Source organism: Streptomyces sp. E-08 (assembly GCF_049913095.1).
Classification (GTDB): Bacteria; Actinomycetota; Actinomycetes; order Streptomycetales; family Streptomycetaceae; genus Streptomyces.
This window is the reverse complement of record NZ_CP183971.1, coordinates 8435235-8448655: the sequence shown is the minus strand read 5'-3', so window position 1 is coordinate 8448655 and position 13421 is coordinate 8435235. Positions and strand designations below refer to the sequence as shown.

Here is a 13421-nt window from a genome sequence, read left to right as displayed (position 1 = left end):
TCCTGGAAGAACCCCACGCGACCTCAGGGCCTTCCGGTCGGGCGACCTCACGGCCTTCCGGTCGCGTGACCTCCTCGCCTTCCGGTCGTGTGACCCGGCAGCAGCGCCTCGGCGGCAACCGCAGCGACCGCCTCGGCGACCGCGGACAGCGCGGGCGAGTCCAGCTTCCACTGCTGCCAGTACAGCGGGACGTCCATGGGCCGGCCCGCGGCGAGCTCCACCAGTCGGCCGGCACGCAGCAGCGACGCGGCCTGGGGTTCGGGCACCAGGCCCCACCCGAGGCCGGCGGCCACCGCGTCCCGGAACCCGTCCGAGGCGGGCACCATGTGGCGGATCTTCCCGGCCCCGGACCGACCACGGGTCAGCGCCCGTACGAAGGTGTCCTGGAGTTCGTCACGCCGGTCGAACACCACGGTGGGCGCCTCGCACAGGTCCCGGGCCAAGGCTCCCGTCAGGTGCCGGGCCGCGAATTCCGGAGTCGCCACGGCCAGATAGCGGGCCAGTCCCAGCAGACGTACGGTGCACCCGGCCACCGGGTCGGGCGAGGAGGTGACGGCCGCCATTACCTGTCCGTCGCGCAGCAGGGCGGTGGTGTGGGACTCGTCCTCCCGGTAGAGCTCGAAGCAGACCGGAGGGTCCTGCGGCACGCGGGTGAGCGCGGGCAGGAACCAGGTGGCGAGGGAGTCCGCGTTGACCGCCACCGGAACCCGTGCGGGGCCATGCTCCGCCGCCAGCCCCAGTTCGGCGCGGGCATCCCGCTCCAGCCGAGCCAGTTGCCGGGCGAACCGGACCACCACCTCACCGGACTCGGTGGCCCGTACCGGCTTGGTGCGCAGCAGCAGGACCCGTCCGGTGCGCTGCTCCAGGGCCTTGACGCGCTGGCTGACGGCGGAGGGTGTCACGTGCAGGGCTGCGGCCGCGGCGTCGAAGGTGCCTTCGTCGACCACCGCGAGCAGGGTTCTGACCTGATCCAGGGGAAGCTCATCCATAAGTACTGCTAAGGGTACGTAAGAATCCTTAGCTGTACTCATTCCCCGTCTCTTCGTACGGTCGACGTCATGACCAGCACATTCGCCGCCGTACTCGCCGGATTCGGTACGGGCCTCTCCCTCATCGTGGCCATCGGGGCCCAGAACGCCTTCGTCCTGCGCCAGGGCGTCCGTCGCCACGCCGTCCTCGCGGTCGTGGCCATCTGCGCCGTCTCCGACGCGGTGCTGATCGCGCTCGGAGTCGCAGGGGTGGGCGCGGTGGTCACGGCCTGGCCGGCGTTGCTGACTGCGGTCGGTCTGGCAGGTGGGGCGTTCCTGCTCTGCTACGGGTTCCTGGCCGCCCGGAGGGTGCTGCGCCCGGATCCGGCGGCCGCGCTCTCGGTCGGCGGGCCGGGCACGGGTTCCGCCCGGCGGGCGGTCCTGACCTGCCTCGCCATGACGTGGCTGAACCCTCACGTGTACCTGGACACCGTTCTCCTGGTGGGTTCGCTCGCATCGGACCGAGGCGACCTTCGCTGGGCTTTCGGCGCCGGCGCTGTCCTGGCCAGCCTGGGCTGGTTCTTCGCCCTCGGCTTCGGTGCCCGCCTGCTGTCGGGTGTGCTCTCCCGTCCCAAGGCCTGGCGGGTGCTGGACGGTCTGGTCGCGGTGACCATGCTGGCGATGGGCACGATGCTGGTCGCGGGGGCGTAGACCGTCACCGCCAGCGGGCCTCTGTCCCTGCCAGGGACATGCATAGCGTGTCGATGAGCGTCATGGTGACGCTCGGCGTGTCCCAGGTGGTCGCCCAGCGTCATGGCGGCGCTCGGCGTGGCCCAGGTGGTCGCCCCCACCGTGATCGATGCGCTGCAGCGACACCCTGGCGTCGGTCGCGCGGAGCCGGGTACGGGCTACCGGCGCGGGGAGGGGACGAGGCGCAGGAGTGTGTGAAGGACGGCATCGATCGTGTCCTGCGAGGGCTCGTCGCTCACATGGGTCAGCAGGCGGGCCAGGACCCTCAACAGGTGCGGCGAGGCCATCACCCGGGGGTGCAGGAGGGGACGGTAGCCGAACCGGGAGAAGAGCAGATCGCCCGCGAGGTTCCCCAGCCGGTAGTAGCGCGCCCACCGTCGCTGGATCTCGGCCGGGTAGTGGTGCAGCGCGTGTTCCCGGCGTGGTCCGGCCGGCCTGGCCAGCGCCAGGGCGATGATCTCCGCCGCCACCTCGGCGGCCTCCATCGCCTGGGCGATGCCCTCGCCGCTCCACGGGCTCACCATTCCGGCGCTGTCACCCACGAGAAGCAGGCCACGGCGGTACTGCGGACGCCGGTTCAGTCCCATCGGCAGCGGCGCGCTGCGCAGCGGGGAATCGGCGCTCCCTTCGTGTACGTCCCACTCCTCGGGCAGGCGGGGCAGCCAGTGTTCCAGTGCCGCCCGCAGGTCCACAGGCCGGCGCCGGCGTTGCTGTGGCAGCGCACCGAGGCCCACGTTGACGCGGCCGTCCCCCATGGGGAACACCCATCCGTATCCGGGCAGGTCGTGTCCGGTGCTGGGGCAGCGCAGGTCGGCCCACAGCTCGAGGTAGGGGTCACTGGTGCGGGCCGCGCTGCGGTAGTACCGGCGGGCAGCCGCCGCGACGGGGCGTTTCGCGTCCCGTTCGAGCCCGAGGCCGAGGGCCGTACGCGCCGAGGCACCGTCCGCCGCGACCACCAAGGGGGCCAGATACCGCACCGGTGCCGTCCCCGGCCCGTGGGTGGCGGTCACGCCGATGACCTGCCCCGCCCGGTCGGTCAGCGGGCCCGTCACCTTGACGTTGGTGCGCAGGCGCGCCCCGGTCGCGGTCGCGTGCGTAGCCAGCAGGTCGTCGAAGTCGTGTCGGCTCCGGGTGAGTCCGAAGTCGGGGAACGCGCCCAGGCGCGGCCAGTCCAGCTCCGCCCGGTGTCCGCCGCAGACCCAGCGCATCCCCTTGTTCCGCATCCAGCCAGGCGCGTCGATGTCGATGCCCAGCCGCACCAACTGGTGCACGGCGCGCGGGGTCAGCCCGTCACCGCACACCTTCTCCCGGGGGAAGCCACTCTTCTCCAGGAGCAGGACGTTCACACCCGCTCGTGCCAGGTGCGCCGCGGCGGCGGAGCCCGCCGGTCCCGCCCCCACCACGATGACCTGGGCCTGCTCATCACCTACGCCGTCGGATCCCCCACGGCCGCCGTCACTGCTGCCACCCTCGTCACTTTTGGTGATCACCCCCCTACTATGCCCCTCGACGGGCACCCGCAGTCCGCGCGGCGCGACCGAGGCGCCCCGCTCGTTCCCGTACGCCGTTCGGCCGCTTGTTCCCGTACCGGCGATCGGCCGTTCGTTCCCGTACCGGCGATCGACCTCGCGGTCAGGCCGTGGAGTGAGCGATGTCCCGGGACTTCCTCATCTCTGCCTGAGCATGTCCTCAAGGAACCCTTAAGAATCGTCGACCTCCGGTCTCATGTCTCAGACATGCCATCAACAGACGGTTATGTTTCCACCAACCGCCCGATGTGCCACGGACTGTGAGCAGAGCGCCTCTCGACACGCCCAGCACGGCAGCCGCACCGCACCACCGCTCGGCCTCCCACCCTCGTCATCGCGCAGGTTCGGGTGCCCCGACCGTCCGGCACCGCACCACGCCTGCCGGTTCCAAGGCCCGGAAAGGAAACGTCGCCATGGTCCCGTCCCTCCACCGAGGCACTGTTCGGCTCAGAGCGATAGTCGACGCCCTCCCCGACGGTCTCGTGCTCGTCAACGGCAACGGCACGGTCGTCGACGCCAACACCGTCGCCCTCGGCATGTTCGAGACGGGCGACACCCCGCTCGTCGGGCGCGGCCTGCTCGATCTGCTGCCCGATGCCGACTCGCGCGTGCTCCGCGGCTCGCTCGGCCGCCCCGACCCGGCCGACGGGCGAGGACGGCCCCAATCGGTACGGATGACGGCCCGGCGCATCGACGGCAGCACGTTCCCTGTCCAGGTGACCGGTGTCAGGGACGACGGTCCCACGGCGGACGACGCGAGCAGCGGCCGCGGCGGGCACACCGGTGACGGGCTGCTGATGATCGTCGTCCGTGACATCACCGGAACCTTCGGCATCGAGGCCGAACTCGCCCGCTCGCAGCGGCAGACCGAGACGATTCTGCGCGCCACGGACGAGGGCGTCGTCGGCACGGACGTCGCAGGCCGTATCGTCCTCGCGAATCCCGCGTTCACACGCATTCTCGGTTACGACGCACGCGAGTTGAGCGGCGCCGAGCTGCACCCGCTGATCCTCGCCCAGCGCGCCGACGGCTCCCCCTTCCCGTACGAGGAATCCGCACTCGCCGACACCCTCAAGTCCGGGCACAAGCACCGGGTGCGCGGTCAAGTGCTGAGGTCGAAGGACGGCGAGCGGGTGCCCGTGGACCTGACGACCGCTCCCGTACGGGAAGGGGACCGGCTCGTCGGCGCCGTGATGACCTTCACCGACCGCAGACCGTACGAGCGGCTGGTCGAGAAGCACATCGCCGAACTCGCGTACCGAGCCGAGCGGCGCGCCGCGGAGCGCAAGGAGTTGGAGGAACGGTACGAGGCCCTCGCCGCCCGCCACGCCGAGCTGACGGCGGTCCTCGCCGACTCCCGGTCGGGCGAATCGGATCGGGGGGTCGAGGACGTCGTGGAACCACTGCGACAGACGCCGGCGACAGTCGCCCTCAACCGCCATCCGACCACGCTGGGCACCGTCGTGAACGCCGGGATCGACAAGTCCGCGGCTCTCACCGGCCAGCACAGGACCCAGTTCGCCGTGCACGCCCCGCCCATCGTCGTCACACTCGATCCCGGGCACGCGTCGACCGCCCTCGCCCACCTGATCGCCGACGCCGCCGGAGTCACCTCGGCAGGGGAGGTCTCTCTGCACAGTCCCTCCACGTCTCGGGCGGACACGACCGTCGTCATCACGGCAGCGGTACGGGGTGATGAGCTGCGCATCGAGATCTGCGGCCCCCGGGCCGTCAACGACCCCGCGCACCTGCTGGTCGCGCGCGGAATCATCGAGGCACACGGCGGAGACCTCACCGCGCGGGAACACCCTCGGGCGTCCGGCCTCACCTACGTCGTCCAGATCCCCCACACGCCCCCTCACGCGCCGGCCGCACGCGCCGCCCTGCTGCGTGCCCAGGCGCCGGTCGCCGGCTCCTGGATCATCGGCGCGGCGGTCAGCGCACGCCGCGACCGCGCAGCCGCCGGGGGTCTCGCCGCCGCCCTCGCCCCCTCCGCGTCCGCTCCCGTCCTCGACGCGCCTCCGGCCGGTCGGCCCCGTCCGTACGTCGTCCCGCTCCCGCACGCGCGCGCGGAGCGCTCCGCACCGACGCCTCACCTGCCTCGCACGCCTTCCGCGGCCCCTGCTTCGGATCGCGCCGAGCGTGCTCAGTGGGGGCACGCCGGAACGGACGACCTCGACCGGCAGCGCATCGCCCACCTCCTCGCGAGGCTCAGGCGCCCGTCCGCCTGATGGCGCGACACATCAAGATCACAGGGCGTTCTGCGTTCCCATGGGATGCCCTGTCAGCACAGGAGGCACAAGCACATGCCATGGCGGGTCGTCCCCGGCCGGAACGGCTCACACGGCGGGGCACGACGCAGACGTCGTGCCGCGCGACCTTCCCGGCCTCCGCACGGCGTGATGCCCTCGGCCGCCCCAGGGCGGCAGGGCGGAGCGGGTCGGGAAGTCGTCGAGCCCCTTTCGGGTCCGGGCCGTGCCGAGCGTCGCCGCGCCGCCAAGGGCGGCCGCGGCAGGAACCACGGCGCGCCCGCGGGCACCGGGTCGTCCGCCGCGGCGTCCGCCGCCGAGGGGCGTCCTCTCTCCCGTGTCGAGGCCCGTCGCGCGGCCCGCGCGCCAAGGAAAGCGTCGGCGTCGTCGCCAGCCGTGTCGTCGGCGAACTGTTCATCACCTTCGGCGTCGTCATGCTCCTCTTCGTCACCTACCAGCTGTGGTGGACCAGCGTCCTGGCTGGCCAGGAGACCGACAAGGCCAAGGCGCAGATCGAGGACACCTGGGCCACCGACGGCGACGACAACAAGCCCGAGGCCTTCGAACCCGGCAAGGGCTTCGGACGGGAGGGGTGGTCGCCTCTGGGCCCGCACGGGGCGGCGAGCCACCACCCCGTCCCTCCGCCCCGTCACTCAGGCCGACACCTCCGGGGCGAGCCACCGCCCCGTTCCCTCAGGCCAACGCCTTCGGGGCCTCCAGTTTGATTCCGGCGTGGCGGACCGTGTGCAGGTAGCGGGGCCGGGCCGCCGATTCGCCGAGCTTCCGGCGCAGCCAGGAGAGATGGGCGTCCACGGTGCGCTGTCCGCGGTGAGTCTGCAGCCATACGTGCTTGAACAGTTCACCGCGCGGCACGACGACACCGGGACGCAACGCCAGGAACTCCAGGAGATCGAACCCCTTGCGTGTCAGGTCGAGCCGGGAGCCGTCGAGTGAGGCCTGTCGATGCGCCGCGTCGACGACGATCCCGCCCACCCTCAGGACGCCCGTGCGCATGCAGCCGGCGCCGGAGACCGCCCGGCGCAGCACCGCGGTCATCTTCGCTATGAGAAGCTCGACGGAGAAGGGCCGGACGAGGTAGGCGTCGGCACCGCTGGCCAGCGCACGCACGACCTCGTGCTCGTCGTACCGGGCCGTGACGACGACGGGAATGTCCGAGAACGTACGGAGCATCTCCAGCGCATCCAGGCCGTTGAGTTCGAGCAGGCCCAGGTCGAGCACCATCACGTCGAAGGGCTCGTCCAGGACGGCGCGCAGCGCCTCCGTCGCCGTCCGGCAGCTTCGCACCGTGTATGAGGCGTCGGAGAGACTCCCGTGCAGGACGGAGCGAACGGAGGGGTCGTCCTCGACGAGAAGCACCTTTGCCATGCAGCGCACACTACGTGACACACATGTCTTACGAGATGCCGGATGGGTGCCATCTAGGCGATCCAGACATCACATGTCGTGTGGCCGTCGAACTCCGCGTGAGGTCAGCGAGCTGTTGGCCCCAAGATCCCGCCTTCTCGGTTAAGGATCTTTAAGACATCAGAAAGTTCACGTTAAGCCCTTCCTCTCACATCGACTCCTAAGATGACATGTGTCGCTGAGGGCTCGCCGGCACGAGGACAGACGCGAATTCAGTCAGCCCCGAGGACGCCGAAGGGTCCTGGAGCTACCGCTCTGCCCCTTCGCCTGGAGTGGCCAACGTGTAGAAGACGGAGGAACCCTGCTTGCTTCGGTGTACCTCTCCCCTGGCGACGAGGCTCTCCAGGGAGGTACGGACGACGGTGGTCTGGACATGACGGTCGCGATTCTGCGCGCTCAGAGCAGTGGTCACGTCACGGGCGGAACAAGGAGTGCTGCTCGCGGCAAGATAGTTGCGGATCAGTTCCACGAGCGTATGCCTGCCCGCTCCAGAACTCCGCGTCCCGTTTCCGGACTTCTGTCGCGGGAGATCCCGGTCAGAGGTCGGCGCACCGGACTGAAGGGCCTTCTGAAGGCTGAGGAGCACCGCATGGTCGTGATTCAGCGCGTCCAGTTCGGCCGTCAGCCGTGCGACCTCCTCGCGAATCCTCTCCCGCTCCTCCACGTTGCGTTCGAGATCGCTGGCGACCTTGCTGCTGTAGGCGGACGTGAGTTCCGTTTCTCCCGACATGCTTCTCTCTCCGTCACATACGTTCGGACGCGAATCGCGTCGCTCTGTCAGTGGCGTCGCGCGGCGACAGACTCGTCTTTGACTCCGTCGGGTGACGTCGGTACAAGGGTGCGCACGTGCGGAACGTCGCCGTCACTGGTGAGCGCGCTCCTTTCGGACTCACGGCAACGCCACGGATGTCACGCGAGAGCGTGGAATCCGAGTGCGCCGCAGACCGGTGGCACGTGGCCCGCGGCGCGCAGCTGACGGCGTTGACCGACGACCACTGTAGGGCATGGGTTCACATACTTGGCTTTCGGAGAGCCGTATGCCACAGGCGAACGCTATTGGTCGCATGGCCAATTCATGGGCCTGGAGGATGGGGGCGTGACCGGGCGTCAACAGAGGTGCCGAGCGCGACAATCGCGTCGGCGCGACAAGGAACGTCAGGGCCCTGGAACCCTTCATGCGGCGCATACGTCTTGCCCTTCCCTTCATGCCGTTCTCGGGTGATCTGGCGGTTCCCTTCTTGGCACGCCGTCTCTCGGGGAGGCAGATATGGCATGGCCTGAACGACCTCTTCCTTAAGGAACTCCTCAGCATGGCTGCAAGGAGGCATGGAATCTTCCTCCATGTGTTTCGATGAGGCCGTGACACAGGGCGTGACCGGCAGTGGTCGGGCAACGTGGGTCGGATCAATGCCAGGAATCGCGGATGAGGAGTTCCCCACCTCTCATGCCCCCGGCTTCCCTCCTACGAAAGTCCATGGCCGACGTGACAGGCAGAGAGTCAGCGGTGAATTTCGAGAAGATCCCAGCGGTGGACCGGCGTGAGGACGTGGTGGATTTCGTTCCCGACGCCGTGCTCATCGTCGACGACAACGGAACCGTGGTCAGGGCGAACCTGGCCGCGGCGGCCCTGCTCGGATACGAACGACACGCGGTCGAGGGGCGAGGCGTACTGGACTTCCTTCCGTTCTTCGACTGGAACCTCACCCGCCTGCCCCCGGATTCCGGGCATGGGGCGGGGTGATCCGGCGGATGCCGAGGGGGAACGGCCGCGGGCGTTCCTGCCGATCAGCAACGGGCGTTGTGGCCGGTGGATCTCCGTGGACGGGGGCGACGCGACGGCCGTCGCCCCCGTCGGTCCTCCGGTATCAGCCCGAGCCGCTCACCGATGCTGCGGCCGCGCCCTCGGGGCGGTTCGGGGTCGTGGCGGCCCGGACGGCCTCGGCGTCGGCGCCGCTGTGCCGTTCCGCCCATGTCTCCAGCGCGGCCCGGCAGGCGTGGTCGAGGTGGTGGACACCGGAGAGGTCCAGGACCACGCGCCGGTCGCTCGGCAGGGCCTCCAGGCTGTCGAGTATCTGAGGCAGCCGGAGGAAGGTGACCGTCCCCTGAAGCCGTACGCGGACCACGTCGCGTCCGTCGTCACTGCGTTCGATCCGCAGCTGTGAGGCCTCCCACGCGGCCTTCCCGACCGACAGGACGAGGCCGATCAGGACACCCTCGAACATGCCGACCGCGACGATCGCCGCCGCCGTCGCCACGAGGACGACGGCCTCGCCCCGGTGGCGTCGCCAGAGCGTCAGAACGCCCTTGAAGGGGATGAGCTTCCAGCCGGCGTGTACGAGGATCCCGGCCAGCGCGGCCAGCGGGATGTACGCGAGGACGGCAGGCAGCAGGGCGACGAAGAGCAGCAGCCAGACACCGTGCAGGATCCGGGATGCCTTCGTCCGGGCACCGGCCTCGACGTTGGCCGAGCTGCGCACGATGACCGCGGTGAGCGGCAGTGCGCCGAGCAGACCGCACAGCGTGTTGCCCGCGCCCTGAGCGACGAGCTCCTTGTCGTAGTCCGTGCGCGGTCCCGCGTGGAGCCGGTCGACCGCCGCCGCGCTGAACAGCGATTCGGCGGAGGCGATCAGGGCGAACGCGAGGACCGTACCGAGGAGGGCCGGGTCGGCGACGGAGGAGAGGGCCTCCGAGTCCGGCAGGTGGACGGCCTCCAGTACGCCGCTGACCCGCACGGTCTCCACCGGAACGCCGAACACGGCGGTCGCGAGGGCGGCGAGCAGCACCGCCACCAGGGCGCCGGGAACCGCCCGGGCCCGGCGCGGTGCCCGTCGCCAGCCGACGATGACAAGGACGGTGCCGGCGCCGACGGCGAGCGACACGAGGGCTGTACGACTGCCCAGTGCCTCGACCAGGGCGCCCGGCAGGGCGGTGAGCTTGTCGAGGCCCGAGTCCGGGGCGGTGATGCCCGCCGCGGCGTAGACCTGCCCGGCGATGATGACCAGGCCGATGCCCGCGAGCATGCCCTCGACGACGGAGAGGGAGATGGCGCGGAACCAGCGGCCCCACCGGAGCAGGCCCATGGCGATCTGCAGCAGACCCGCCGCCAGGACGATGACTCCGAGGGCGGCGAGACCGAAGGCGCGGACCGCTTCGAGGACGAGGACGGTGAGTCCGGCGGCCGGACCGGAGACCTGGAGGCTGCTGCCCCGCATCAGGCCGGTGACGACACCGCCGACGATGCCGGTGATCAGGCCCAGTTCGGCGGGGACGCCGGAGGCGACCGCGACGCCGATGCAGAGCGGGAGGGCGACGAGGAAGACCACGAGCGAGGCGGCGACGTCCTGCCGCAGGAAGGGGAAGGAGCGGAGCATCCGGACGTCCTTCCTCACAGCGCCTCGAAGGAGTCGGCCCCGGAGCGGTACTCCAGGACGGCACCGGTGTGCACCTCGTAGTACCAGCCGCGGAGGCGGAGCCGACCGTCAGCCAGTCGTCGCTCCACGCACGGGTAGGAGCGCAGGCGGAGCAGTTGGGCGAGGACGTGACCGTGGACGGCGTCGGTGACGGCCGGGTCGTCGGCGCGCCCAGGGGCGCCGTCGGGGGCGGCGTGGGCGAGCCAGTCCCGTACGGCAGGGACCGTACTGAGGTCGTCGCCGCGAACGAGGGAGCCCACGGCGCCGCAGTGGGAGTGGCCGCAGACGACGACGTCCTCGACGCCCAGGACCTCGACGGCGTACTCGATGGTGGCGGCCTCCCCGCTCGGGGTGCCCGTGGTGTACGGGGGCACGATGCCGCCCGCTGTGCGCAGTTCGAAGAGCTGACCGGGCCGGGCGCCGGTGATCAGGGCGGGTACGACCCTGGAGTCGGAGCAGGTGATGAACAGGACGGCCGGGGACTGGCCCGCGGCATGCGCGGCGAACTCCTCGGGGTGCCGTCCGAATCGGCGGGCGTGGTCGATGAGGGGCTGCATGAATGACTCCTCCTGGCGCGCCGTGGGGCGCGTCGGGCTGACAGGTCGGCGCGGGTCGGCACGACCTGTCAGCAGCGGAACACCTGCAGGGCGGAGGGGTCGTGGGGCCCGAGCGGTCTCGGCCGGGTGTCCGTGCCACCAGGGCGGACGACCGGCGGAACCGCGAGCGGGACGACGCGAGTGCCCGGCGGCGAGCCGGGAAGGCCGGCGGTCGCGGTGACGGGGCGCCGCCGGTCACGGTGGAGGACCGAGCCGCTGGTGATGTCGGCGTCGCCGGTCCCTGCCTGCCCGGACTCGAACGCCACGATCGGCACGGCGTGCTGGGCGCAGGGCCGATGAAGCTGGGTCGCGGAGCCGGCGAGGGTGAGGGGCAGGTCGGCACAGAGGAGCGCGAGGACGAGGAGGAGGGACGCGCGCAGTGCTGCGGACAGGCGGACGGACCTCATCTCGGCGTTTCCCCTCCGGTTGAACCATCATCGGGCTTCACCAAAGCAAGCCCAAGGGCGAGTCAAGGAAGAGTAATGCACGCAGGTGAGCAGGATTCCGCAACGCCCTTGCTGTACGACGGTTTTCGAATGGAATCAGCCTGATGTTGACGCGAACGGCGGCATGGACGGTGAGACAGGAGCCGCTGGCGGGCGGGGCTGGCCCCTGCGGCGGGCGCTGTGCGCACGCCACGGACGAAGCGGCCCACCAGGAATCCTGGTGAGCCGCTTCCCGTCGAGCGCTTCTACGTGGGCCCCAAGGGTGCTGACCACCCGTCTAGTCGATGCGGTCTGGCGCTTGCTGACGTGCCTTTGTCAGCGCGCACCACTCGGGGTTCGCCGGTTGATCCGTCGCTCAGTCACAGCAGTCGCAGCAGCACTTGCACGGGTTGCAGCAGCCCCCGCCCCCGCAGCCGTCACCCGAGCCCCCGCCGGATCCACCGGAGCCCCCACCGGACCAGTTACCTCCGCCCGAACCGCCGGAGGAGCCACCGGAGGAGCCGCCTGAGTTGCCGCCGCCGTGCCCGCCGAACCAGCCGTCACCCCCGGAACCGTCCCTGCCGGACGCATCCCGGTTCGAACCGCCGTTGCCGTTGCCGCCGCCGAACTCCCAGGGCTCCCCGTCCCCGGAATCCGTGTCGTCGTCGCAGCGGCAGCAGTTGTAGCAGAGCCTGCAATCGGGGCACAGCCGGCGCACCTCGCGACACCGACGGCACTCCCCCTCTGGGTGCCGCCCCGACGCCGTCGGGGCGGCACCCAGAGGCGTACCCGCAAGCGCGCCGACGCCGCAGGCCGCGCCCGTCCCGACTCCGGAGGGCTCTTCCGTCGCCGTACGGCGACCCAGCCAAGGCACCATGCGCAGGCCCCGCGCCGGGCGGCTGTGGCGATGGTGGCGATGGCGGGGGTCGAAGACCCGATCTACGGCGCGCTCCAACTCGCCGCCCAGCAGAGCCCGTACCAGCCGATCGTCGACGAACACGGCATCGGACAGGGAAAGCCGGATTCCGTGAACGGCGTCGTCGCAGAGCCTGCGCACCTCGGCACGGTCCGCGCCGGTCACGGCGATCGGGTTCCACGCGCCCGACGCCTCGTCCGCGTCCAGGTCCTCCACCGCGTCGAGGAGATGCGCCAGGCGACCGAAGAGCCGGCCGGCTTCGGTCAACGGTTCCGCGTTCTCCGGGCGGTCCGTGAGTACGGCGGTGTAGGCGAAGGCAGCGGCGGTAGCCGTTTCGGTGGGCTCCGTGACCGTCAGCAGCGAGCCGCCTCGGCCGGTCGACCGCTCGATCTGCGGCTGGCGCTCGACCGCCTCGATCAGCACCGAGGTGTCGAAGCCGAGCCGCTCGCCGCCTGCGGCACCCGCCCGGTCCCAGCCGCGGGCGATCCGGCGTGCCGCCAGCGCCACCGGACGGCGTCCCATCAAGCCGTCGCCGTCCGCCACATGGTCACGTATCTTCGCAGCGGCGAGCACCAGTGACACCGTGGCCGCCAGCCGCGCGCCCTCGCCCTGCGCCACGTCCGCCGACCGCATCCCGCGCAGCGGGCACGGACCGGCCCCTCGCCGCCAGTCGCCGGTGCGCTCCGACTGCGCCTCGGTCAGTACCGAGACGATCAGGCCGTCGTAGTTGGTGGCGGTCCTCGCGAACTGCCCGTACTCCCCGCGCAACGCCAGGCACAGCCCACACAGGTGCGCCATCCACTCGGTACGCAAGCCCTCGCCCAGCCGGTGACGGCACGGTCTGATGATTCCGAACACCGAAGATCTCCCCCGTAGAACAGCTACCTCTGCGCATACGGTCGGACGACTCACGGCCGACCGCACGCCTGACGCGACCGCGTGTGACGTCAACCGCATCCGTTCCGTCGTCAAACGCGGTCGTCATCCTAGAGGGGTCGTCTCCGACAGCTGCCCCGGAGGCCGGACATTGGCCCCTGGACGTGCAGTGAGGCACCGTCTGGTCGGCTCCTCGCCGGGAGCCTCAGGGCTCCGGACGTCAGGCGGAGGCGTGGTCCACGCACTGCGGGCTGAAGTGCGGGAGCGGTCCGGCCGA

10 protein-coding genes and 1 pseudogene are annotated in these 13421 nt (G+C 70.8%); 3 read left to right on the top strand and 8 right to left on the bottom strand.

The window, feature by feature from the left end:
* Positions 1–47 precede the first annotated feature (47 nt).
* Entirely contained in the window at positions 48–989 is a 942-nt protein-coding gene (locus tag ACN9MM_RS38675; protein WP_426368512.1) for a LysR family transcriptional regulator ArgP, read from the bottom strand.
* A gap of 69 nt (positions 990–1058) precedes the next feature.
* Between ACN9MM_RS38675 and ACN9MM_RS38670 the strand changes: the two genes are divergently transcribed.
* Positions 1059–1679 (top strand): LysE/ArgO family amino acid transporter, encoded by a 621-nt coding sequence (locus ACN9MM_RS38670; RefSeq protein ID WP_426368511.1) that lies wholly within the window; start codon positions 1059–1061, stop codon positions 1677–1679.
* 197 nt (positions 1680–1876) lie between these two features.
* Here ACN9MM_RS38670 and ACN9MM_RS38665 read toward each other — a convergent pair whose 3' ends face one another.
* The gene (locus ACN9MM_RS38665) at positions 1877–3208 is read right to left on the bottom strand and encodes a geranylgeranyl reductase family protein (RefSeq protein WP_426368510.1); all 1332 of its coding nucleotides are present in this window, start codon (positions 3206–3208) and stop codon (positions 1877–1879) included.
* 452 nt (positions 3209–3660) lie between these two features.
* Between ACN9MM_RS38665 and ACN9MM_RS38660 the strand changes: the two are divergent.
* Positions 3661–4968, top strand: a pseudogene (locus ACN9MM_RS38660) (PAS domain-containing protein); the annotation flags it as partial.
* A 1221-nt stretch (positions 4969–6189) separates the two neighbouring features.
* Here ACN9MM_RS38660 and ACN9MM_RS38655 read toward each other — a convergent pair.
* Together ACN9MM_RS38655 and ACN9MM_RS38650 are read right to left on the bottom strand one after the other, a co-directional pair.
* Positions 6190–6882 (bottom strand): response regulator transcription factor, encoded by a 693-nt coding sequence (locus ACN9MM_RS38655; RefSeq protein ID WP_426368509.1) that lies wholly within the window; start codon positions 6880–6882, stop codon positions 6190–6192.
* 286 nt (positions 6883–7168) lie between these two features.
* Positions 7169–7651: a hypothetical protein gene (locus tag ACN9MM_RS38650; RefSeq protein WP_426368508.1), complete on the bottom strand. Its 483-nt coding sequence runs from the start codon at positions 7649–7651 to the stop codon at positions 7169–7171.
* 744 nt (positions 7652–8395) lie between these two features.
* On the opposite strand from ACN9MM_RS38650, the gene ACN9MM_RS38645 reads away from it, so the two are divergent.
* Entirely contained in the window at positions 8396–8662 is a 267-nt protein-coding gene (locus tag ACN9MM_RS38645) for a PAS domain-containing protein (protein WP_426368507.1), read from the top strand.
* A gap of 124 nt (positions 8663–8786) precedes the next feature.
* Here ACN9MM_RS38645 and ACN9MM_RS38640 read toward each other — a convergent pair whose 3' ends face one another.
* From ACN9MM_RS38640 to ACN9MM_RS38625, 4 genes are all read right to left on the bottom strand, one after another.
* Positions 8787–10292, bottom strand: coding sequence for a SulP family inorganic anion transporter (locus ACN9MM_RS38640; RefSeq protein ID WP_426368506.1), 1506 nt, complete (start codon positions 10290–10292; stop codon positions 8787–8789).
* A 14-nt stretch (positions 10293–10306) separates the two neighbouring features.
* Complete coding sequence (locus ACN9MM_RS38635; protein ID WP_426368505.1) at positions 10307–10888, bottom strand: carbonic anhydrase; 582 nt, start codon at positions 10886–10888, stop codon at positions 10307–10309.
* Positions 10889–10956: 68 nt separating this feature from the next.
* Positions 10957–11334, bottom strand: a complete 378-nt coding sequence (locus ACN9MM_RS38630) for a hypothetical protein (RefSeq protein WP_426368504.1) — start codon at positions 11332–11334, stop codon at positions 10957–10959.
* A 394-nt stretch (positions 11335–11728) separates the two neighbouring features.
* Positions 11729–13126: a DUF5685 family protein gene (locus ACN9MM_RS38625; protein ID WP_426368503.1), complete on the bottom strand. Its 1398-nt coding sequence runs from the start codon at positions 13124–13126 to the stop codon at positions 11729–11731.
* Between the last annotated feature and the right edge of the window lie 295 nt (positions 13127–13421).